The sequence below is a fragment of the Hassallia byssoidea VB512170 genome (assembly GCF_000817785.2).
Lineage (GTDB): Bacteria > Cyanobacteriota > Cyanobacteriia > Cyanobacteriales > Nostocaceae > Hassallia > Hassallia carrinoi.
On the sequence record NZ_JTCM02000047.1, the window covers coordinates 18,062 to 41,252 of the forward strand.

Sequence of the window (23,191 nt, forward strand, 5' to 3'; positions counted from 1 at the left end):
AAAATCCCGAAGTTTTATACATCCATAAAGGAGCAACATTAATATGGCAAATATCAATCAAAGCCACGCTAACAAACAACTTATAGCTGGTTACTGTGGTATTCTTTTCGGTGGTTTTGGCGTTCATAAGTTTATTCTGGGATACACTCCACAAGCCTTAATTATGCTGCTTGTTTCCGCAGTTGGCGGTTATTTTACCTACGGCTTTAGCTTGTTAATTATGCAACTTGTAGGTTTAATCGAAGGCATGATTTATTTGAACAAAAACCATGAAGAATTTATTAATACCTACTTTCGGAATAAGCAGGGCTGGTTCTAAGCAATTCAAAAGTCAAAATAGTTTTTAGTTGATAAATCTGAGAAAATAAGCCCAAAAAATTACTATTACTGCTGATATGCTGACACTTAAAAATAAAAAACTGAACTTGATAATTTTCCTGCTCTTTGGCTTTGGGTATTTTAACGGCATATCTAGTTTGCAAATCAACGATTTTTGGAAAAGCCAGATTGCTTTTATACCACTACAGCTAGCCGCGATCATCTATGTAACTTATTTACAGTCCAATAAACACGACAACTCACCTTCTACGGAGAGATGAGGAGTGCTCTTGAGTAGGGGAGATGGGGAAATGGGGAGATGGGGAGAGGGGGAGATGGGGGGATGGGGGGCACATGCGTCCCCACTTTCGCTCTTGTTGGGGGGAATGGGGGGCACATGCGTCCCCACTTTCGCTCTTGTTGGGGGGAATGGGGAGATGGGGGGAAAGAAGAATTATTCTCCTTGTCCTCCTTGTCTCCTTGTCCTCCTGGTCTCCCTTGTCTCCTTGTCTCCAAAGAGTCCCCAAGTCGTCCCCCTGATGATAACTTCAAAAAGTTATTAGGGTTTACTGTCTGTCGTATTTGCGGATTTAGCCTACCCTCGAAATAGAGACGCTTTAGAAAGGCGTTGAAGTTTCGTAGCAAATCCCACACTTTCCATGCAACTTGTCCCAAAAACTCAACTCCCAGCAGAACCAACCCTGACAACAGAGAAAATCACCTTAGATGTTGCGGGGATGAAGTGTGCTGGGTGTGTGAAAGCGGTAGAACGACAGTTAATTGAACATCCAGGAGTCAAAAGTGCCTGTGTGAATCTAGCGACAGAAGTAGCAGTTGTAGAGTCATTAGCTGGTGCGGTAGAACCAGATGCACTGGCGAAGCGATTGACTGATGCTGGATTTCCAACTCAACCCAGGCAAGCTGGCGATAAAAATAAAATCTTAGGCGATCGAGCTTTAGAAGATCCGGCAAAACGACAACGCCGAGAAATGCGTTCTTCACTTAGGCAATTAGCGATCGCCACAATATTGCTGGTATTATCAGGAATTGGGCATTTTGGTCATATGACTGGCTCAATGCAGCCACTAGATAACATCTGGCTTCACTGTGGACTAGCAACAGTGGCGTTACTAATTCCCGGACGCCCGATTTTAGTAGATGGTTGGCGGGGTTGGCGGCGAAATGCGCCCAATATGAACACTTTAGTGGGATTGGGAACTCTCACGGCTTACACTGCGAGTTTGGTAGCGCTGCTGTTCCCCCAAATGGGTTGGGATTGCTTTTTTGACGAGCCAGTGATGATGATCGGCTTTATTCTGTTGGGGCGGACATTAGAAAGATATGCTAGAGGTCGTGCTGCTGCTGCATTTAGGCAATTGCTGGCACTTCAGCCCCAAGTAGCGCGATTAATTGCCAACCCAGAAAAAGCCGGCAACAGTTCGCCTGTCGAAATTCCCGCAGAGCAAGTGCGTGTGGGAGAATGGTTGCAAGTACTGCCAGGTGATAAAATCCCCGTTGATGGCAAAGTGGTGGTAGGGCAAACAACGGTAGATGAGTCGATGCTGACTGGGGAAGCTGTACCCGTGATTAAGCAAGCGGGAGATGTGGTGACAGCGGGAACGTTAAATCAGTCAGGAGCGATCGCTATTCAAGCCACACGTACTGGAAGTGATACAACTTTAGCTCAAATTGTCGCTTTGGTAGAAGACGCACAAACTCGTAAAGCACCAGTACAAAAATTAGCAGATACAGTCGCTGGTTATTTTACCTATGGTGTGTTGACAGCCGCTGTCTTGACATTCGTCTTTTGGTACTTTTTCGGTACACATATTTGGCAAAATGTCAACATGGATGCAATGGATATGTCTCACCACGGACAAAGTTATCCTGCCCCTGCTATGTCCGGGCTATTGTTGAGTTTAAAGTTAGCGATCGCTGTGATGGTAGTCGCTTGTCCTTGTGCTTTAGGACTTGCCACACCTACAGCTATTCTCGTAGGCACTGGCATCGGTGCGGAACGAGGTTTGTTAATCAAAGGTGGCGACGTTTTAGAACGAGTACATAAATTAGATACGATTGTTTTTGATAAAACAGGCACTCTCACTACTGGTAATCCTACTGTTACCGACTGCCTTGTAATTAAAGTGGCGGATGAGGCAGATGAGGAAGTAATTTCTCCCCCCACTTTTGTACAGACGTTCCGGTGGAACGTCTCTACCCCCACTCCCTACTCGCTAATACAGCTAGCAGCGGCAGTAGAAAGCGGTACTTGCCATCCCTTAGCAAAAGCGATTCAGCAAGAAGCGCAGCAGCAACAATTATTAATTCCAGATGCTAAAGACTTTCATACCGAACCAGGGCTTGGCGTGTCTGCTGTAGTAGAAAATACAAGCGTCATTTTAGGTAATAGCGACTGGTTAAGTTGGCACGGAATTTCTATTAGTGAAACTGCACACCAGATGGCGGAAAAATTGGCAGCAAATGGTAAAACAGTCGTTTACGTCGCCGTAGAAGGGATTTTAACCGGGTTAATCGCCGTTCAAGATACCCTCAGACCAGACGCTAAAGCAGCGGTTGACAAATTACGCTTGATGGGTTTGCGGGTAATGCTGCTGAGTGGCGATAGATTAGAGGCAGCTAGTGCTATAGCCAAACAATTAGGACTAGATAGCGAGAATGTAATGGCAGGTGTCCCTCCCAGCAAAAAAGCAGCGGCGATCGAGGCTTTGCAGAAAGGGGGATTGGGGACTAGGGGACAAGCAGGACGACTTGGGGGACAAGGGGGACTCCTTGGAGACAAAAAGACTTGGGAAACTCCTAACTCCTCACTCCTCACTCCAAACTCCTCACTCCAAACTCCTCACTCCCCACTCCCCACTCCCCACTCCCCCCTCCCCCCCTCCCCCCCTCTCCCCATCTCCCCCCACTCCCTAGTGGCGATGGTTGGGGATGGTATAAATGATGCCCCGGCGTTGTCGCAAGCTGATGTGGGAATTGCTTTACATTCGGGGACGGATGTGGCAATGGAAACTGCTGAAATTGTGCTGATGCGCGATCGCTTAACCGACGTTGTAGAATCTATTCAGCTTAGTCGTGCTACCTTCAACAAAATCCGTCAAAACTTATTTTGGGCTTTTGCATACAATACATTGGGCATTCCCTTAGCAGCTGGTGTGTTGTTCCCCAGTTTTGGTTTTGTTCTCAGTCCATCTGGTGCTGCTGCTTTAATGGCATTTAGTTCTGTTAGCGTCGTCACTAATTCATTATTATTACGTCGATTTGCCCATCGTCCGTAGAATCCTCCTCTAGAGGTAAAATTTTTCAGCACAGGTCTTGGTTTTGCCCATCTCAGGTTAAACTAAGTCGTTAGTCAGGTTATGGGTGCATCTCACAAAGCCTGTTGACACTCTTAAAAGAGCAACAGCAGCCAATCATGATAGAACATCTTCGTTCTTTCATATTGCAAGTCAATATGCAATTCAAATGCATATTACATTAGTAGTACAGACTTGGAGTGCGCGAAAATGGCAAGAAACTACACCAAACAACTTTTAATTAATTACACAACCACTTCTAGCAACGATTTGTCAATGGCAGCAGAAACTAAGCTAGCAGAAACTAATGAAAGCCATCTACTGATTATTGAAGATGACCAAGGACGCAAAGAATTTATGCTCTCACGTCCTTTGTATTCTATCGGTAGACGCGACTGCGATATTACTTTAGTATCGCAGTTTGTCTCACGCCGTCATGCCACATTAGTTAGACTGCCACGAGACGATAAAAACCATAGTTATTATTATCGGATTGTCGATGGTGATGCCAAAGGCAAACCTAGCGCCAACGGTTTAATGATCAATGGTCGCAGGATACCAGCACACGATCTCAAAAATGAAGACGAGATTGTTTTTGGTCCTCAGGTACGTGCTATTTATTATTTGTTAAGAGATACTGCACGACCCATAATACAAACAGATGCCACAGAGTATGATATCACACTCATAAACCCTGGCATGGCTGAAGATATAGACGAGGATATTGAAGATTGAAAACTTGCCAAAACTGGTATGTTTTTATTATCATCTTCCTTTTTCGCTATAAAGGCGTGTTGCTAAAGAACCGCTTAATACTCAAAAAAGCAACCTTGAGCAAACGCCTTTGTCATGAGTACCACTGCCTACCCCGCAATGGTTTCAATCAAATGCCAATGGCGGTTATGTTCGATCGCCTGCTTGAGGTATTCAAACACTTGGCGGCAGTGATTATCAAGTTGAAGAGGCAGTTCCTCATTTTTAATCACAATACTCATCCGGGTTTCTGTTTCCGTAGCTGTTGACTTATCAATCAAAACTTCCACCTTGACTAACTTAGAGAAGGAAACACTACCAGGAATTTCACGAGCCATAATGTAATCGGCAGTATAGTATTGAACATCAAACTCACAGTCTTGCAGAAGTTCTACAACCAACGGCTGGAGATGGTCAATAGTCACAGAAACAATAAATGAACACGTATAGCGAGCCATAGCCCCAAGCAAACGCAACACTCCGTCCATCCTATAATATCGAAGCATGTAAAAGGCAAGTAGTTATAGATTCATAATTAAACCAAAGTCGTTAGTGAGAAGATAAAGCAAAACAAGACACAATAGTAAGTTGGGCAAAGGTGCAAAATGAAAGTAGCAATTACCGGGGCAACAGGATTTGTGGGCAGTCGTTTGGTAGAACGACTTCACTCTGAAGGTCATACAGTGCTAGTGTTAACTCGCAACACCACCTTTGCCCAAAAAGTTTTTCCTTCTCAGGCTTTTCCAAAGCTAGAAATTATTGCTTATACACCAATCTCTGATTCTTGGCAAGATGCAATATCTCTTTGTGATGCTGTAGTCAATCTTGCTGGAGAACCCATCGGTGAGGGACGTTGGACACCAGAACGCAAGCAGGAAATTCTCAACAGTCGCAAACTGACTACGCAAAAAATTGTCGAAGCGATCCAGATTGCTAACCCCAAGCCATCTGTATTAGTCAACGCTTCGGCTATTGGCTATTATGGCACCAGTGAAACCGCTACCTTTGACGAAACCAGCGCTTCTGGTAACGATTTTCTCAGCTTTGTCTGCCAAACTTGGGAAGCTGAAGCGAAAAAGGTAGAAGCATCTGGTGTGCGGTTAGTTATTCTGCGTTTCGGTATTGTTTTGGGAACCGGTGGTGCTTTGGGCAAAATGATTACCCCCTTCAAACTCTTTGCTGGTGGTCCCATTGGCAGCGGTAAGCAGTGGTTTTCGTGGATTCACTTAGATGATATAGTGAATTTAATACTGGAAGCTCTAACTAAACCAGAAATGCAAGGCGTATATAATGCTACTGCTCCTCATCCTGTCCGCATGTCAGAATTATCCCAGACTATGGGGCAAGTAATGAATCGTCCTTCTTGGTTGCCGGTTCCTAGTTTTGCGATCGAAGCTCTTTTAGGTGATGGAGCGATCGTAGTTCTCGAAGGTCAACAAGTCCAGCCCAAACGCACCTTAGAAACAGGTTTTGAGTACCAATATCCTAACTTAAAACCTGCCCTAACAGAAATTCTCAAATAAAGTTACTTCTTAATTCGTCTCGTAGTGAGCGGTTTACCGCTCATACTTAGTTATCAAATTAAGCGGCTAATTTATAATCCAATCCAAGAGGTAATCGTGCAGTGGATAAGCTAGAACAGTATCGCCAGTGTATTCAAACCCTACTTAGCAAGTATGTTGCCACACCGATCGCCAACGGTGAAATTGAATCACAAACTGTTTTTGATCTGCAACAAGATCGCTATCAAGTGATGAATGTTGGTTGGGACGGCGATCGCCGCGTACATGGCTGTGTCTTACACTTAGACATCAAAAATGGCAAAATCTGGGTGCAACACAATACAACAGAATTGCGAATTGCTCATGAATTAGCTGCAATGGGAATTCCTAAAGAAGATATTGTGTTGGGCTTTCAAGCGCCTTATGCACGGGAATACACCGGATTTGGCGTAGCGTAAACTTGCCGCTAACTACTGACTGGAGAGGAATTTTTTAGAAACCCAATTGATAATACCGCTCAGAATAGCACCACCCATGACTATGCCGATCGCCGGATTAAACACTGGTTGCCAGAGTTTATGCCACAAATCCAGACCTAGATTTACTCCAGCAGCATCACCAATCGCAGCGATCACCAACCACCCAAAACCTAAAAAAACCAAAAATACATCCGCAACCAAAATTAAGTTTAGCCAGTTTAACAATTTATCTTTCATATAGGGAATGGGGAATGGGGAATGGGGAATGGGGAATGGGGAATGGGGAATGGGGAATAGGGAATAGGGAATGGGGAATGGGGAATGGGGAAATTTCATTAGGGTAAAGGGTAAAGGGGAAGGGGAAAAGGTTAAGAAAAACTTCTTCCTTTCCCCCTTTCCCTTTCCCCCTTCCCCCTCCTTTCTTACCAATGCCCATTGCCCAATTCCCAATTCGCAATTCCCAATTATTCTGGAAACAGCCAGCTTTTGACTTTTAGCAAACTCTGCCAATCTGGTTTTCTGCTTAAACCGTCTTCAATGCTGCTTTTGATATCATCCCGCCATTCAGGGTTAACAAACATTAATTGTTGGGCAAAATCAATATGTTGCCTTAACCCTTTTTCACCTTTTTCCAGCATCGCTAAAGCAAGATTAATCCTTGCTTGTGCGTCTTGGGGATTTAATTTTACTGCTTTCTGGGCAGCTTTTTGAGCGGAGTTGGGTTTATTATCTAGCAGATACAACCACGCTAAACAAGTCCAAGCGGAACTACTTTTAGGAGCGCGATCGCATACTTCTTGAAATACAGGGATTAATTCATCCACTGATTCTCCAGCTTTATAACGTTCTAAACCTGTATCAAACAGGGATTCAACTGTTTGAGTCATAAGTTATTAGTCAAGGTCAATGGTTAAGGGTCAAGGAACTAAAGTCAATGCTTAAGGCTTAACATTCAATGCTTAAGGCTTAACATTCAATGCTTAAGGCTTAACATTCAATGCTTAAGGCTTAACATTCAATAGTTAAGGCTTAACGGTCAATGCTTAAGGCTTAACATTCAATAGTTAAGGCTTAACAATCAATGCTTAAGGCTTAACAGTCAATGCTTAAGGCTTAACAGTCAATAGTTAAGAGTCATAACTTAATTAGTCAATAGTTAAAAAACCTGATACTGTATACTTTTGACTTGGGAGCGTTGACTGTAAGACTATAAACTAAACACCAAAAGATTTACCGCAACCGCAGGTTTGATTGGCGTTGGGATTGGTGAATTGAAAACCACCACCGATCATGGCATCGCTGTAATCAAGCATTAAGCCATAAAGATATAATAAGCTTTTGCGATCGCAAACAATTTTGAAGCCATCATAATCAAACATTTCATCTTGGGGGCTAATCTTACTAGCGTCTTCAAAATCCATCATGTAAGACATGCCAGAGCAGCCACCTTGACGCACTCCTACCCGCAAGCAGAGGTCTGCGCCTTGATTATCCCGTAACCTCTTGACTTGTCGCAATGCGGCTTCACTCAGTTGAATTCCCCGTTGAGATACTTGTGCTTGTGTCATCTTTTCAACTCCTTTATGTGGTATAACCAGAACCTTGTCTGGGCAAGTTTATAAGTTGAAACCCCAAGCTCTCACGCCGAGGTCGTTCCTTGCTGTTTTTGTATTTATTCTAGCGGCATTGATGTCCCAGAGTACCAAATTGTAAATACTCCTTTAAAAGCCGCAAAAAGCAGCCAAAGATTTTTATTCTAGAATTGAGGGACTTGGTGTTTACAATTCGGTGTTTTTGAATAGCAGGCATGGTAGCCAGCAGCCTAACCCTTATAAAGGTGCAGCCGTGTTAATTAATTTGAGCGCTAACGCTCGCCATTTTCCTTAAGTTTACTTGCACATTGCTTGTTTTGACTCTTCTTTACTTTATGACAAGTTTTAATCGCTCTACCAGTCGTCGGTTGCAGAAACTAATTCAAATTCCTTCTGTATGGGAGGGCGATCGCCGTCCGATGTCATCACCAAGTAGAGATGACTCGGAGGAAAAAGGAGAATGCATTCTTTGGGTAGATGGTTCGCAAGGAATTGTGCGGGGGATGGATGTTGTCGATCCAGACACCGGTCCAGAGGCGATCGTTCGCACTCTCATGCGAGCAATGGAACATCCCCACAGTCCCGCAAAACCAGCTCGTCCGCAAAGAATAGTCGTCAGAGATCGCGAGATCCAATTTTACCTGCGTGGGGTACTGCAAGATTTAGATATTGCTATTGACTACGTGCCCGAATTGCATTTAATTGATGAACTGTTTCGCGGATTTGAGGAAATTATTGATAGTCAAGTCCCCGAATTACCTCCACAGTATGCGTCAACCCTCCGCGATAAAGCATTGGCAATATGGCAAGCAGCTCCTTGGGAATTTTTGGAAGAGCAACAAATCTTATCAATAGAAATTAATAAGTGGGATGTTGGTACACTTTATGCCTCAGTAATGGGAATGCTGGGGATGGAGTATGGAATTTTATTTTATCGCTCAGAGGATTCTCTCAAACGATTTCGCGCCACGGTTTTAAGAGATGATGAATCGCAAGAGCGTTTAGAAGAAGCTTTTCTCAAACAAGATTGTCTGTTTCTCACCTTTGAGCGTAACAACGCCATTGATGAAGATGAAGATGATGTTGACGATCTTGCAGATTTGCCGTTATCGGAAATTGACCCGACATTCGGCAATATCCACCCTTTAGAAGGACTGCGGTCTGTTTTGTATGAAGAAGAAGCGCTGGTAGTCTTGATGGCTCTAGAAAGCTTCTCTCGCTTTATCCGCGACTATCGGCACCAGCTTATTGGAGAAACTTTCCTTTCCCTAAGCCGTCGCTATCGCATTACAGTGCCATCGGATGAATTAACTAAATCAGTTAATGTCACCGTTTCTACGATGCCGCAGTTAGCAGCCGAATTAGAGGAAATGGCAGGCTTTAGCAGCACTGAGGAGGGGGATTTTGCCAATAACCCGATGTTCCGCTCATTGCGAGATGACTTGATTCCGGAAGATTCTTTTCTCAGCTTGGGTGTAGTGTCTTGGGAAATGTTGGAGTATTTACGCAACGGTGTAACATACCATCAAGCGGGCGAAATTCAACAAGTAGGTGACGGATTGCCTGTGATTTTAATTCAGACTTCTCGTCCGAAGGCGAAGATTGTAATTGAAAGTGTTGAAGCTGCTGGGGGACTTAAAGCAATTTGTTTTAATCCCGGTGCCGATCCTTTTGATGGCGATCGCTACGACTTAGGGTTATTGCAAACTAACAATGGCGAATTATTCCTCTTTGGTGAGTTTTTAGACGATGACCCAATTCACGTAGAAGCACGGGCAAAATGGAATCAGCGGTGTAAAAATACTCAGGGTTGCTGCGGCTTGATTATTGCCAAAGGACTTACAGGAGCTTCTCGCGGAAATCCGCAATTGCGAGATATGATGGCTTTATTTGAAGCGCGATCGCTTTCGCCGAAAGAGTTAGGTATTGGCACTCTCCAACTCATGCCCCAACTTCAATTTGAATGATTTTATATTTAATATCATGTCCGTCTTAACATTAATAAAAACATACCTACCGTCGTAGAGACGTGACAATGGAACGTCTCTACATAGCCGAATCATTACGACAATCGGTTATCAAGCAGTTCTTCCATCCTGCTGAGACCTTAGTACTGACTCTGGTTGACTTGAACCAGCAGGTAAAGCTTCACGCCTCGCTCTTGACGCTCCATTGTGATTTGGGCTTTCTGGAGGGTTCGAGCCTCCTGGTGGACGCTTGCGAGAAAATATAGCGGCTTCCGCACTCTTCACCAAGATGTACAGAATAGGCACCAAGAACAAACTTAAGAACGTTGCCAAGAGCAACCCCCCAAAAAGCGCTGTCCCCAAAGACCAACGGCTACTCGCTCCAGCACCCTCAGAGAGAACCAAAGGTAAAAATCCTAACAGCGCGGCAAAAGAAGTCATTAAAATCGGTCGCAAACGTTCTTCCCCCGCTTTCACCGCTGCTCGTGTGATGCTCATACCCTCCTCAAGTAGCTGATTGGCAAATTCGACAACTAAAATCGCGTTCTTCGCTGCCAAACCAATCAATGTTACCAAACCTACTTGGCAATAGATATCATCGACCACTTTGGGAAAAAGGCTATCTGTCATAAATACATTCGATCGCAGCCAAATCGCCGTCATCGCTCCCAAGATGGCTAAGGGAACCGTCAGCAAAATAATAATCGGGTCAATGTAACTTTCATACTGAGCTGACAGCACCAGAAAGACAATCACGATCGCTAAAGCAAAAATCAACGCTGTGGCTCCTCCAGAAGTCTTTTCTTGCAAATAAGTCCCCGTCCACTCGTAACCAAAACCTTGGGGTAAAACCTCTTTTGCTACTTCCTCCATCGCTTTAATCGCTTCTCCAGAACTCGCACCAGTCGCCGGAGCGCCCTGAATTTTGATCGATCTATACAAGTTATAATGCGTGATGGTTTTCGGTCCGACAAAGGGTGTAACTTCCACCAAATTGCTCAAAGGAATCATTGCCCCATTTCTAGAGCGAACATACAGCTTGCCAATATCATCAGGATTAGAGCGGAAAATCCCATCTGCCTGGATATATACCCGATACTGTCGCTGTCCCTGCACAAAGTCATTTACATATTGTGACCCTAAATAACTTTGCAACGCCCCAAAAATTTGATTGATATCTACATTCAGAGCTTTAGCTTGGTTGCGGTTCACCTGAATTTGAAATTGGGGAGTATTTGCAGTGAACTGAGTGAAAACTCGTTGCAAAACAGGCTTTTTATTCGCTGCTGCAATAACCTTTTGAGCATTCTCAACTAAAGTTTCAATGGGAGCGCTCCCGGTTCGGTCTTGAACGATAAACTCAAAACCACCCGTACTACTCAACCCGCGAACCGGTGGAGCATTCACCGCAATTACTCTGGCTTCTGTAATCGTTGAGAGCTTCTTATTCAGGTTCTGAAGTATTCCATAAACAGATTGAGATTCTTCAGTTCTCTCTTTCCAGGGTTTCAAGTTGGCAAACGCAATTCCTAAATTAGAAGCATTTCCATCGAAACCAAAGCCACTGATCATAAAACTAGCTCTCACCTGGGGAACCGATGTAACTTCTTTCGCAACCCGCTCCATAATAGATTCGGTATACTTCAAAGAAACTCCATCCGGAGCCTGAACAATCACAAAGAAGTAACCTTGATCTTCCTCTGGAATAAAGCCGGTAGGCACTGCTTTGTACATGAAAACCGTTGCCGCTAAACCAGCGAGAAAAACTCCAATGACAATCGGCTTGATATGAGTCAGGAAGCTAATAAACCCGACATATCGGCGCGTAAACCAAGCAAATCCGCGATTAAACAGCCGAAAGAACCAGCCTAAAGGACCCCGTCCAGGTTGAGCTGGGCGCATCAGGATAGCTGCCATACTGGGAGAGAAGGTTAGGGCATTGAAAGTCGAGATGGCGATCGAGCAAGCAACAGTTAACGCGAATTGTTTGTAGACAATACCAGTGGTTCCCGGAACAAAGGCAACGGGAATAAACACCGCCATCAGTACAAGTGAGGTGGCAATAATTGCTCCAGTTAACTCCTTCATTGCCTCCACAGCTGCCTCAAAGGGCTTCATGCCCTGCTCCAGCTTAACTGCGACTGCCTCCACTACAATAATCGCATCATCAACAACGATACCGATCGCCAGAACGAAACCAAATAAGGTCAGTGTATTGATCTGAAATCCTAAAACTAACAAAGCCGCACATGTCCCAACCAGAGAGACGGGAATCGCAACTGTAGGAATAATCGTAGTCCGCCAGTCTTGCAAAAAGACAAAAATTACCAAGACTACCAGGATAATCGCCTCAACCAAGGTGTGCAGCACCTCTTCTAAGGAAATTTCCACAAACGGAGTAGTATCAAATGCAACTTGTCCCTTCAGTCCGGGTGGAAAACTCTTCGCTAACTCTGTTATCCGCTCCTCAACAGCATGGGCAACTTGTAAAGCATTACTACCTGGAAGTTGATATATCCCCAAACCTACGGCTGGCTTCGGATTATTTCCTGGTAAGGTAAATTTAGCATCAGCAAGATAGTTCTCTGCTCCTAGTTCAACTCGACCCACATCTCTGACTTTAACTAAGGTGCTACTGGTGGGATTGGTGCTATTGCCAATTTGACCCACTTTCAGCACCATGTCTTCAAATTCAGCCACATCTTTGAATCGACTACTTGCCCGCAAAGCAAATTCAAAGCTTTGATTATCTGGTGCTGGTTCCTTACCAATTGCCCCTGCACCTACCTGAATATTCTGTTCTTGAAGGGCAGTTGCTACATCTTGGGGTGTCAGTTGATGTTGAGCAAGTTTGTTAGGATCGAGCCAGAGACGCATTGCATATTTGCGCTCCCCAAAAACCCTGGCACTTCCAACACCAGGAATCCGTTTGATTTGATCGAGAATAAGCAGGTCAACATAGTTACTAATAAAAATGTTGTCATACTCATTATTTTCTGCGTAGAACCCATAAACCAAAAGCAAACTGCTCGATGCGGTTTCAACATTAACACCGGTTCGTTGAACAGTATCTGGCAATTGAGGTTCAGCCAGGGCTTGTTTATTTTGAACGTTGACTTGAGCAATATCGGAATTGACATTAGTTGGAAACGAGACAGTTATACTGCTAGCACCATCGTTACCCGTGTTAGAAGACATGTAAGACACGTCTTTAACGCCATTAATTTGTCGTTCAATAATGTTGGTAACAGTATTTTCTGTTGTTTGAGCATCTGCACCAATATTGTTGGAGGTAACGGTGATTTGCACCGGAGCGAGGTCTGGTAGCTGAGAAATAGGCAAAATCGGAATACAGATGCTTCCCAGCAGCAAAATGATGATTGTACAGACCGTCGTCAGGACTGGACGTTTAATAAACGTATTGACAAACATAAGCTATTAAAATGGGGCATTGGGCTAGAGAAAGTTAATTTTCACACATGCGTTGTGCGATGCCAATTTCATCATTGTTTAGCTACAAGATTGAAGAACACAATTAAAAATTAAAAATGCTTTTTCTAATTTTTTAATTGTTAATTTTTAATTGACTCTAATTGCTCGCTTCTTCAGGCGCAGGCTTGATAGGAGCATTATTAGTTAAGCTAAGAATACCGGAAACAATGATTTTTTCACCAGCTTTTAATCCTTCAATAACTTGATAATTATTGCCCTCAATTGCCCCTAACTTCACTGGCTTTTGTTTGGCTACTAAGGTCTGGGTTTCTGCTTGAGGTTGTTCTGGCGCTTCAGCCACAAACACAAAAGTCTCTCCTCCCAAACGAGATATTGATGTAACTGGAATTAAAATTCCTGGACGCTGATCCCAAATTACTCTGGTTTGTACTGACTGACGATTGACCAGTTGCCCGCCAAAATTGGTAAAAGTAGCTTTAGTTAAAACTGTCTGCGAGTCAAAATTGACATTTGGGGAAATAAAGCTCAATCTACCACCTGCTGTGACTTTGCCTTGAGCATCGAGCATTTGCACTGGTAATCCCAAGCGCAACAATTTGGCTTGGTCGAGAGGAATGTTTATATTTAGTTCCAAAGAGTCATTTTTGGTAAGTGTGGTAAGTTGATCTCCTTTGCTGACATACTCTCCTACCTTCACCGGGATAGCACCGATAATACCAGCAAAAGGAGCGAATACCTTAGTGTATTGCTGTTGCACTTGAGCCGCTTGGACTTGAGCAGCAGCTTGAGTTACTTGCGCTCGTGCTTGGGCGATTTCTTCCGGACGGGAGCCGTTCTCTTTTTGCCTTAAGTTTTGTCTTTGCTGTTCTAAAGCACCTGCTAACTCGCTGATATCAGAACCTCTGCTTTGGCGGACTTGCTCTAAGCGTTTTTTGGCTGCAATCAGCGCAGCATCAGCACTGCGTTGTTCCCTCTGATATCCTTCTAGGGTATCTTGAGAGACTGCGCCTTCTTTTCGTAATTGTTCGTATCGCTTTGCTCGCGAACCTGCAAGTTCGAGATCCGATTGAGCCGAATTAACTTGAGCTTCAGCCTGTTGAATTTCCGCCGGTTGCGATCCGCTTTGGGCATCTCGAAGTTTTGCTTCAGCTTGAGAAACTTGCGCTCTGGCTTGAGCGATTTCTTCAGAGCGCGTACCTGCTTTGAGTTCGGCAAGATTTGCTTGCGCTCTTTCTAGTGCCGCTTTTTGTTGGAGGAGTTGGGCATTAACATCATCGCTTTCCAAGGTAATAATAACTTGCCCTTGTTTAATGCGATCGCCTTCTTTAACAACAACCTGGCTAATTCGCCCTTCTATTCGTGGCTTTATTGGTACTGAGCGCGAAGCTTCTAAAGAGCCGATAAATTCCGAACTTTCTCTAATAGTTCCAGTTTCCACAGTGGCTAGCTTAACGGGAATTGCCATCGGTTTTTTGGCGGCTGCCTCAGAATTTGCATTACCACGACTTTGCCACCAACGCCAACCGACACCTGCACCACCCAAGATTATCAGCATAATTCCCAATATCATCAGCCAACGCCGCTTTTTAGGTGGTTGAGGTTGCTCTGATACGAATTCTTGTTCTTGTTCAACTTGACGGTTATCAATAACAGTCAGGTGTTCTGTTTCTACGGATACAGGAGACTCAGGTAAATCAGAATGAGGCATCGTTGTTTTCTCTTCTTTTACTTAGACTTGGGCAACCTGGTTTTGGCGGAAAAATCCGTGTTTAAATAATTTTTACGCCATTTATCTATGTAACTTGGCTGGATGTGTCTTTTATCAACTTTATATTTCGTATATACAAAAAACTTGAATCAATCCCGCTTCATTTTTTCAGATAAAAATTATCTGTATTTATAGGCATAATGCTGATACCACGGACAAATAAATCAACGCAAGCATCGATGTAACTTTCACGGCTATAAGTTACTGTAGTTGGGGTAGCAGTACGACGCAACATTCCCGAAAGCAGCATACCTGTAAACATATCTACTGCTATTTCTGCATCTATCTCTGGACGTACTGTGCCGTTTTTTTGATTTTTCTGCAAGTATGCAATTAATTTTTTATACAGCGATTCAGCAGCATCATGTAATATTTGACAGGCAGCATTAGGATGTCGCTTCGCTTCCCCAATAAATGTCCGAATTAAACCTTCATGTTCCTCCAACATTTGATTGAAAAGTGTTGCATAATGTCTTAAGTCGATGAGTAGATCCTGAGTCCATTCGTCCTCATTGGCTAAGGCTTCAGCCTGTAAAGCTATCATTTGCTGGATCACGGCTGCTAGTAGTTGCTCTTTGTTTTGAAAATGGCGAAACAAAGTTACTTCGTTTACCCCTGCAACACGCGCAATTTCACGCGTTGTCGCTCCAGATAAACCTGCATTCGCAAATACCTCAGTAGCTGCTTTAATCAATCGCGCACGAGTTTGAGCTGTCTTCGATGCAAAATTCTCCACAAAACGAATGCAAGTAATTACTTGCCTATATTATAAGCAGATAGGGGGAAAGGGGAAAGGGAAAAGGGAAAAGGGAAAAGGGAAAGAATTATTACCAATGCCCGATGCTTATTGCCCATTGCCCAGTCACTGCGTATGGGAAACACAGCTACAATGAAAGTAGTTAGACTTTATTGAGATTTGTAAATTAGGGATAAGCTGTTGTCATGGCTCCCGCTGTTTTAATTCAAAACCTACAAAAGCGCTACGGTACGGTTGAAGCCGTCAAAGATGTCTCCTTTCAGGTAGAGTTAGGAGAAATCTTTGGTTTACTCGGTCCCAACGGAGCCGGGAAAACAACTACTTTGCGTACCTTATGTACTCTTACCACACCAGATGCTGGCAAAATTGAAGTATCTGGGATTTCTGTGCTGGATAATCCGAAAGCTGCCAGACAAAGATTAGGCTATGTGGCTCAAGAAGTTGCCCCAGATAAAGTGCTGACTGGACGAGAGCTGCTACAACTGCAAGCAGCACTTTATCATTTACCCGGCAAGATGATAAAGGAGCGGGTAAATACGATGTTGGATTTACTCGGTTTGCAGGAATACGCCAATAAAAAGACAGGAACTTACTCTGGGGGTTTACGCAAGCGCCTAGATTTGGCTGCTGGCTTACTTCATGCACCAGATGTTTTAGTTTTAGATGAACCAACGGTAGGACTTGACATAGACAGCCGTTTTGTGGTATGGGATTTTCTGCGAAAGTTGCGTGCGGCTGGAACAACGGTATTAATTACCAGCCATTATTTAGAAGAAATTGACGCGCTAGCCGATCGCGTGGCAATTATTGATCGCGGTGTTGTAATTGCCGCCGGCACACCATCAGAGTTGAAAGATAAATTAGGGGGCGATCGCATTACTTTGCGAATCCGCGAATTCTCCCCACAAGAAGAAGCAGAAGAAGCGAAAAACCTCTTGCAATCTTTGCCTTTTGTTCAAGAAGTCATCATCAACAGCGCACAAGGTAATTCCCTCAACTTGGTGGTAACACAGCAAAACGATGCTTTAATTACCATCCAACAAAAGTTGAATTCCGCAGGCTTACCGATGTTTGGTATCGCCCAATCTCGCCCTAGTTTAGATGATGTTTACCTCGCTGCCACAGGACGCACATTGATGGATGCAGAACTAGCTGCCGCAGCAAATCGCGATCCCAAAGCAGAAAAGAAACAAAATATGAGATAGGGAATGGGTAATGGGGAATGGGGAATGGGAAAGAATTACCAATTACCAATTACCAATTACCAATTACCCATTCCCAATCCAAAATCTAAAATCCAAAATCGATATGAGTGTTACTCCTAAATCTGATATAAGTTGGCAACAACTAGCATCGCCATCAATTAAAGCTGATGCTACTCCTAATTTTTTCGGTGAATTGGTGCAAGAGACGCTTGCTTTGACTCGTCGCTTGTTTATTCAGTTGCAGCGTCGTCCTTCAACGCTGATTGCCGGAATTATTCAGCCGGTGATGTGGTTGGTGCTGTTTGGTGCTTTATTTCAAAATGCACCAAAGGGTATATTTGGCAATACCACAAATTACGGACAATTTTTAAGTGCAGGGGTAATTGTTTTTACCGCTTTTGCCGGGGCGCTGAATGCGGGTTTGCCGGTGATGTTTGACCGAGAATTCGGCTTTTTGAATCGCTTACTCGTGGCGCCTTTGGCTTCGCGATTTTCGATTGTGTTGGCTTCGGCAATCTTTATTATTAGCCAAAGTTTGCTGCAAGCGGCGGTGATTGTGACGGCGGCGGCGTTTTTGGGGGCGGGGCTACCAGATGTAGCTGGTTTGAGTGCGATCGCCTTAATAGTCTTTCTCTTGGCTTTGGGCGTGACTGCTATCTCCCTCGGTTTGGCTTTCGCTTTACCCGGACATATCGAACTAATTGCGGTAATTTTTGTTACTAACTTACCGTTATTGTTTGCTAGTACCGCTTTGGCTCCTTTATCTTTTATGCCCAAGTGGTTGCAGGTTGTCGCTACCCTTAATCCTCTGAGTTATGCGATCGAACCAATTCGCTATCTTTATCTCCACAGTGATTGGGGACTGGGTAGTGTAGTCATGCAAGCTCCTTGGGGTGCAGTTACCTTTGGTGAAGCCTTGCTGATATTGTTAGGCTTTGCTGTTGTCGCCTTATTGAGCATTCAACCCCAATTGCGCCGCACTCTTGCTTAATATGAAAGCATAATTGATGTGGAAATATATTCAATGAGGGGCAAAACTGTATGAAAATCTCATTTTTACCGCTTACCAAACTCGTTATTCTGACTGTGGCTGGAATTGGCGTTACTTCCTTGATAATGCCTAAACCCAGCTTGGCTCAAACCGGTTCGATTAACGATCCGCAAAACGTCGATCCACTAAACAGTACCGATCCTTTATCTCGCAGCAATACTGAGCAAAATCCTTTTAGTTTGTTTCAGTTGATTCATAACGCTAATTTTGGCGGTTTGAACCAGGACTTTGCCAGAGAACAAAATCAACAACTAGATACAGCAGCGTTAGAGTTTAAAAAAAGACAACAACTGCGACTTCAAGGTAAACAGCAGCCAATCAACCCAAGCGTAGGGGTAGCGCCGGTGATTCGACCACCTGCAATAACACCCCAATCGGGTAAGTGATTCTAAAAAGAAAGGTAAAAGTAAGAAGGTAAAAGGGATAAAATTTTTCCTTTTACCTTCTTTGATTGTCAGTTAAGACTTACGCAACTGGCATATCGGATTGCTTCGTAGTAAGCGTTTTAACGCTTATGAAAGGCACTTAAGTGCCTACTACAGCCCAAGAGCAGTTAATACATCGCTGGCGTGGGTGGCTGTGCTGACATTAGCATCAACGTGGGTGATTTTACCGTTAGGGTCAATCACATAGGTGACGCGCTTGGCATAACCGCCGCCATCGACATCGTAAGCTTGGATTAGGCTTTTGTCTTTGTCAGCCAAAAGGGGAAAATTGAGATTAAATTTTTGGGTAAACGCTTGATGAGAAACTTCATCATCAGCGCTGACACCTAACACGACGACATTTTTACCTAGATATTCAGCTTGAGCATCCCGGAAGCTACAGGCTTGTTTAGTGCAGCCTGGGGTGTCATCTTTGGGGTAGAAATACAGAACTACCGTCTTACCTGCAAAATCAGATAAAGAAACGGTGTTGCCGTTGGTGTCTTTGGCAGTAAATGCAGGTGCATCCGTACCAACTGCTAGAGGCATACTTGACCTTTCCTATTTGTTGATTGTTGGTGCATCTGAGATTTTACAGTAATTTACAATCATTATGTGACGCATCGAAAATAATTGGTGCGAAAACAGACAAATCCTTTTATCTTCGGTGAAAAACCTAAATACAAAATGCCTGCGGTTGATTTGCAAAGCCAGAATAGTTTTCTTTATCCTGCCAACACAGTAGAACGAGCGGAGCGATCGCTTGTTTGTTCTCCCTTCAATCTGTGTTTATTTATAGCCATGCGTCATCAAAGTGTACCAGTGGGTGCGATCGCCCTTGATTCTGGTGTCAAAAGTGGCTACACCAAACGTCTTTTGTCAGAATTAGCATGTGATAACGCCTTAGATTGGCTAATTCAAGTCGGTATATTGCGACGCGAAGTCGATGGTCAGGGAATTACAGATAGTTTTCGCCTCACTCCCCTTGGTCGGCAAGTAATAGAAAAACTACAACTTTACCCAAAACGTTCTGCTTCATGGCGCGATCGCCTTTATGATTTTCTAACTCGCACTTTTAGACTACCTTTTTAGATTTTAAAGATAAAGAGTTAGCATTAAGCAATCAAAGGGAACAATATATACGGACTGGGGACTAGGGACTGGGGACAAGGGGACAAGGGGACAAGGGGACAAGGGGACAAGGAGACAAGGGGACAAGGAGACAAGGAGACAAGAGTCAAGAGTCAACAGTCAATGGTCAATATAAGTGACTTTGGACTTTGGACTTTGGACTTTGGACTTTTGACTCTTGTCTCCCCATCCCCCCCTCTCCCCATCCCCCCCTCTCCCTAGTCCCCCTTATCTGGAAAAATCGCAATATTTATTTATGAAATCAATTATGGTAGTGGGGACAACATCCCACGCAGGGAAATCACTGATAACCGCAGCTATTTGTCGCCTTCTAGCGCGGCGTGGTTGGCGAGTGGCTCCCTTTAAAGGTCAAAATATGGCTTTAAATTCTTATGTCACCGCTAATGGAGGTGAAATGGGTTACGCGCAAGCGGTACAAGCTTGGGCTGCGGGAGTCGTTCCTTGGGTGGAAATGAACCCAATTTTACTCAAACCCCAAGGAGATATGACCTCCCAGGTAATTATTAAGGGTAAGCCTGTAGGCAAAGTGGGTGCCGCAGAGTACTACGAGCAATATTTTGAACTGGGTTGGCGAGCAATTGAAGAATCGCTTCAGCATTTAGGAACAGAGTTTGATATGCTGGTTTGCGAGGGTGCCGGTAGTCCTGCGGAAATTAATCTCAAGCACCGCGACTTGACAAATATGCGGGTAGCAAAACATTTGAATGCAGCCACGCTACTGGTAGTTGATATTGACCGGGGTGGTGCTTTTGCCCATGTTGTGGGAACCTTGGAATTACTAGACCCAGACGAACGCGCTTTAATTCGCGGTGTAGTGATTAACAAGTTTCGGGGACAGCGATCGCTCTTGGAACCAGGAATCAAATGGTTAGAAGAACGTACTGGTATCCCCGTTGTCGGTGTAATTCCTTACTTAGAACATCTGTTTCCGGCAGAAGACTCGCTTGACCTGCTAGATCGTAGATCCCAGAAAAACATCAACGAACTGAACATTGCTGTTATTCGCTTACCGAGAATTGCCAATTTTACCGACTTTGACCCCTTAGAATCAGAATCCTCAGTTGCGGTAAAATACTTAAGCCCCAAGCAAGATTTAGGACATCCAGATGCGGTAATTATTCCAGGGACAAAAACCACAATTCCCGACTTGCTATTATTGCAAAAAAGTGGTATGGCAGAAGCAATTCAACACTATGCCGCATCTGGTGGCACAGTTTTGGGTATCTGCGGGGGGTATCAAATGCTCGGTCAAATGATAGCCGATCCGGAGGGGATAGAAGGACAAGCTGGCAGATATCAGGGTTTGAATTTATTACCGATAAAAACGGTGATTACCGGACAGAAAATCGCCCGTCAGCGCCAAGTTAGCTCGAATTTTCCGCAAATGGGCTTGCCAGTAAATGGCTTTGAAATCCATCAAGGGCGATCGCGCATCGAAATGCCAGGAACAGATTCCAAAGCTTTCCAACCTTTATTTGACGATATTAATTTAGGCTTGGTAGATAGTTGTCAATCAGTTTGGGGTACTTATCTCCACGGCATTTTTGACAATGGTCCCTGGCGTCGCGCTTGGTTAAATCGCCTGCGTCAACAGCGGGGTTTAAAATCTTTACCTACGGGCGTTGCCAACTACCGCGAAGAGCGAGAAAATATTTTAGACTCTCTTGCCACGGAAATAGAACGCCATTTAGACTTAACTCCGTTTTTATCTCAGTAGTATTAGTGTTTTATGAGTGTTCGCGTCCGCTTTTTACCAGATGATGTTACGGTTGATGCCGAAGTGGGAGAATCTCTGCTGGATGTAGCAGATAAAGCCGGAATATTCATTCCCACCGGTTGTTTAATGGGGTCGTGTCATGCTTGCAGTGTGGAATTAGATGATGGTAATATTATTCGCGCTTGTATTACCTCAGTTCCTCCAGCAGATGAGGAGTTGACGATTAATTTGTTTAGCGATCCAACTTGGTAATGGCGTTTATCAGAGAAGTCACAACAAATTTCTAGAACCAAAGTGGATGTTGCTGAATTAATACCAATTTTAATTATTCTCCTACTCGTTGCCACTGGTGTAGCCTTGCTATCCCGTCGGTTGCGAGTTCCTTATGTCACGGGTTTAGTGTTAGCGGGTTTAGCCATCACTGAACTCTTACCACGGCGTATTGGTCTGGATTCTTCCTAATTTTGAATCTGTTTCTGCCGATTCTCCTGTTTGAGGCGGCTATCAATAAATTTATGAGATATGACGTATATTTACAAGTATTGTAACCACTTGCTTGGATACTTTGTCTTGTAATTCCTAAACCAACTACAGAGGGGATAAAGCAGAATTATCATGATTATCCAAATATTGTAAATCATTGGTAAATCATATCCATAATCGGCTGGCATTAGGCGGGAGACTATAAAGGGCATAATAATTGCCTTTAATCCATATTTAGGTAAAGCCACCAAGATAGCAGTTAAATGGATGAGCCAAAGGTGAATTATATAAAAAAATAAAGGAACCTGACCGAATACCACTAGAGGTTGAAAAATCCTCCATTTATGCTTTTCAAACAGGTAAAGCAAGAGCATTGCCAGACCTAGTGTAATTAACAAATAAAGCAATGAAGGTGGATATTTCTGACAGTTAATAAACGATAGTATGGTATGGGAGAAACTGCTTTGCACTGTCCAAGGATACGGGTCGCCATATACATTCAAAGCGCGGAGAACCACGAACCCAGCAATTAAACCCAGCCCCAACCGTCGTAACAATCGCTGCCTGTAAGCTTTTTCTTCTTTAAATACAGTTCCAAACGCATAACCTGTTGCCATTACCCCAATCCAAGGAATCAGGGGATAGCTAATGACAAAAATTTTATGAGGAAAAGGTGTGAACATTTTTGGTTCATGAAGTACTGCCCACAACCAACCCCATCTTCCTAGTTGTTCAACATGGATATTATCAAATAGATTGTGTCCACCTATGAGCAAAATTCCTAGTGCAGCTATTAGAGGAATTGGCATTCTAATTAATGCTGCTAAAACGACCATTGACCAACCAAGTGCCCATAATACCCCCGCTGCCAAAAAAGAGTAGGTTGGGTCAAATAGCCAGCCAAAACGTACCACTGTTAACTCTAGAAATACCAACCACAACCCACGAATTATCAGATAGCGCGAGAGTTCTTGCTTACTTTGTGGTCGCCTCCCAAAGTAAAGATAGACTGCAACCCCAGCCAGAAATATAAATGTGGGGGCGCACAAATGAGTTACCCAGCGAGTGAGAAACAGAGGTACGTTTGTCTGGGTCAAGTCTGTAGGGCGGAAGCGAACATTAGTGAAAAAATCTCGCACATGATCTAACGCCATTAACACCATCACCAATCCACGCAACATATCTATTGATATGATTCGCTTAGTTCGTAACTGGTTAGTGCTAGGAGTTTCATTATTTGAAAAACTCATATTTT

General features: G+C 43.8%; 22 protein-coding genes and 1 pseudogene. 13 read left to right on the top strand and 10 right to left on the bottom strand.

The features are described from left to right. Nucleotides 1-43: 43 nt before the first annotated feature. Nucleotides 44-319, top strand: a complete 276-nt coding sequence (locus PI95_RS19455) for a TM2 domain-containing protein (RefSeq protein WP_039743522.1) — start codon at nt 44-46, stop codon at nt 317-319. Nucleotides 320-585: 266 nt separating this feature from the next. Here the strand turns inward: PI95_RS19455 and PI95_RS19460 are convergent, their stop codons facing one another. Then, a complete protein-coding gene (locus PI95_RS19460; protein WP_163519009.1) occupies nt 586-993 on the bottom strand; it encodes a hypothetical protein in 408 nt (135 codons plus the stop codon). Here PI95_RS19460 and PI95_RS19465 point away from each other — a divergent pair. Both PI95_RS19465 and PI95_RS19470 read left to right on the top strand, forming a co-directional pair. Beyond that, complete coding sequence (locus PI95_RS19465; protein WP_163519010.1) at nt 978-3,614, top strand: heavy metal translocating P-type ATPase; 2,637 nt, start codon at nt 978-980, stop codon at nt 3,612-3,614. The genes PI95_RS19460 and PI95_RS19465 overlap by 16 nt on opposite strands. 228 nt (nt 3,615-3,842) lie before the next feature. Further along, the gene (locus tag PI95_RS19470; protein WP_039743536.1) at nt 3,843-4,367 is read left to right on the top strand and encodes an FHA domain-containing protein; all 525 of its coding nucleotides are present in this window, start codon (nt 3,843-3,845) and stop codon (nt 4,365-4,367) included. Nucleotides 4,368-4,495: 128 nt separating this feature from the next. On the opposite strand, the gene PI95_RS19475 is transcribed toward PI95_RS19470, so the two are convergent. Continuing rightward, nucleotides 4,496-4,843 carry a hypothetical protein gene (locus PI95_RS19475; protein ID WP_039744127.1) on the bottom strand — a complete coding sequence of 116 codons (348 nt, stop codon included), beginning with the start codon at nt 4,841-4,843 and terminating at the stop codon, nt 4,496-4,498. Nucleotides 4,844-4,990: 147 nt separating this feature from the next. Here PI95_RS19475 and thyD point away from each other — a divergent pair, with 147 nt between their 5' ends. Beyond that, a complete protein-coding gene (gene thyD, locus PI95_RS19480) occupies nt 4,991-5,908 on the top strand; it encodes a thylakoid membrane protein ThyD (protein WP_039743538.1) in 918 nt (305 codons plus the stop codon). A 101-nt stretch (nt 5,909-6,009) separates the two neighbouring features. Next, on the top strand, nt 6,010-6,345 hold the full coding sequence (locus PI95_RS19485) for an element excision factor XisI family protein (protein ID WP_039743541.1): 336 nt from the start codon (nt 6,010-6,012) through the stop codon (nt 6,343-6,345). Nucleotides 6,346-6,357: 12 nt separating this feature from the next. Here the strand turns inward: PI95_RS19485 and PI95_RS19490 are convergent, their stop codons facing one another. From PI95_RS19490 to PI95_RS19500, 3 genes are all read right to left on the bottom strand, one after another. Further along, nucleotides 6,358-6,603 (bottom strand): DUF8620 family protein, encoded by a 246-nt coding sequence (locus PI95_RS19490; protein ID WP_039744130.1) that lies wholly within the window; start codon nt 6,601-6,603, stop codon nt 6,358-6,360. A 227-nt stretch (nt 6,604-6,830) separates the two neighbouring features. Beyond that, complete coding sequence (locus PI95_RS19495) at nt 6,831-7,253, bottom strand: tetratricopeptide repeat protein (RefSeq protein WP_039743543.1); 423 nt, start codon at nt 7,251-7,253, stop codon at nt 6,831-6,833. 327 nt (nt 7,254-7,580) lie between these two features. Then, nucleotides 7,581-7,934, bottom strand: coding sequence for a HesB/IscA family protein (locus PI95_RS19500; RefSeq protein ID WP_039743545.1), 354 nt, complete (start codon nt 7,932-7,934; stop codon nt 7,581-7,583). Between the two features lie 359 nt (nt 7,935-8,293). Here PI95_RS19500 and PI95_RS19505 point away from each other — a divergent pair, with 359 nt between their 5' ends. Continuing rightward, nucleotides 8,294-9,925 (top strand): DUF6930 domain-containing protein, encoded by a 1,632-nt coding sequence (locus PI95_RS19505; protein ID WP_039743548.1) that lies wholly within the window; start codon nt 8,294-8,296, stop codon nt 9,923-9,925. Between the two features lie 111 nt (nt 9,926-10,036). Here the strand turns inward: PI95_RS19505 and PI95_RS19510 are convergent, their stop codons facing one another. The 3 genes from PI95_RS19510 to PI95_RS19520 form a co-directional block, all read right to left on the bottom strand. Then, on the bottom strand, nt 10,037-13,357 hold the full coding sequence (locus tag PI95_RS19510) for an efflux RND transporter permease subunit (RefSeq protein ID WP_039743551.1): 3,321 nt from the start codon (nt 13,355-13,357) through the stop codon (nt 10,037-10,039). Between the two features lie 157 nt (nt 13,358-13,514). Next, a complete protein-coding gene (locus PI95_RS19515; RefSeq protein WP_039743554.1) occupies nt 13,515-15,086 on the bottom strand; it encodes an efflux RND transporter periplasmic adaptor subunit in 1,572 nt (523 codons plus the stop codon). A gap of 160 nt (nt 15,087-15,246) precedes the next feature. Then, entirely contained in the window at nt 15,247-15,882 is a 636-nt protein-coding gene (locus PI95_RS19520; protein WP_039743556.1) for a TetR family transcriptional regulator, read from the bottom strand. Nucleotides 15,883-16,088: 206 nt separating this feature from the next. On the opposite strand from PI95_RS19520, the gene PI95_RS19525 reads away from it, so the two are divergent. The 3 genes from PI95_RS19525 to PI95_RS19535 all read left to right on the top strand — a co-directional run bounded on the left by PI95_RS19525 (nt 16,089) and on the right by PI95_RS19535 (nt 18,545). Continuing rightward, the gene (locus tag PI95_RS19525; RefSeq protein WP_039743559.1) at nt 16,089-17,108 is read left to right on the top strand and encodes a daunorubicin resistance protein DrrA family ABC transporter ATP-binding protein; all 1,020 of its coding nucleotides are present in this window, start codon (nt 16,089-16,091) and stop codon (nt 17,106-17,108) included. A gap of 103 nt (nt 17,109-17,211) precedes the next feature. Beyond that, nucleotides 17,212-18,099, top strand: a complete 888-nt coding sequence (locus PI95_RS19530; protein ID WP_039744132.1) for an ABC transporter permease — start codon at nt 17,212-17,214, stop codon at nt 18,097-18,099. 50 nt (nt 18,100-18,149) lie between these two features. Continuing rightward, a complete protein-coding gene (locus tag PI95_RS19535; RefSeq protein WP_039743561.1) occupies nt 18,150-18,545 on the top strand; it encodes a hypothetical protein in 396 nt (131 codons plus the stop codon). Nucleotides 18,546-18,695: 150 nt separating this feature from the next. On the opposite strand, the gene PI95_RS19540 is transcribed toward PI95_RS19535, so the two are convergent. After that, complete coding sequence (locus PI95_RS19540; protein WP_039743563.1) at nt 18,696-19,133, bottom strand: peroxiredoxin; 438 nt, start codon at nt 19,131-19,133, stop codon at nt 18,696-18,698. 138 nt (nt 19,134-19,271) lie between these two features. On the opposite strand from PI95_RS19540, the gene PI95_RS19545 reads away from it, so the two are divergent. The 4 genes and pseudogenes from PI95_RS19545 to PI95_RS19560 form a co-directional block, all read left to right on the top strand. Further along, nucleotides 19,272-19,676 carry an Npun_F0494 family protein gene (locus PI95_RS19545; RefSeq protein ID WP_039744134.1) on the top strand — a complete coding sequence of 135 codons (405 nt, stop codon included), beginning with the start codon at nt 19,272-19,274 and terminating at the stop codon, nt 19,674-19,676. A 295-nt stretch (nt 19,677-19,971) separates the two neighbouring features. Continuing rightward, nucleotides 19,972-21,453, top strand: a complete 1,482-nt coding sequence (cobQ, locus tag PI95_RS19550) for a cobyric acid synthase CobQ (protein ID WP_039743568.1) — start codon at nt 19,972-19,974, stop codon at nt 21,451-21,453. A 12-nt stretch (nt 21,454-21,465) separates the two neighbouring features. Continuing rightward, nucleotides 21,466-21,705 (top strand): 2Fe-2S iron-sulfur cluster-binding protein, encoded by a 240-nt coding sequence (locus tag PI95_RS19555; RefSeq protein ID WP_039743571.1) that lies wholly within the window; start codon nt 21,466-21,468, stop codon nt 21,703-21,705. A 42-nt stretch (nt 21,706-21,747) separates the two neighbouring features. After that, a pseudogene (locus PI95_RS19560) lies at nt 21,748-21,962 on the top strand (cation:proton antiporter domain-containing protein); the annotation flags it as partial. Nucleotides 21,963-21,986: 24 nt separating this feature from the next. Here PI95_RS19560 and PI95_RS19565 read toward each other — a convergent pair. After that, nucleotides 21,987-23,186, bottom strand: a complete 1,200-nt coding sequence (locus PI95_RS19565) for an acetyltransferase domain-containing protein (protein ID WP_039743574.1) — start codon at nt 23,184-23,186, stop codon at nt 21,987-21,989. Between the last annotated feature and the right edge of the window lie 5 nt (nt 23,187-23,191).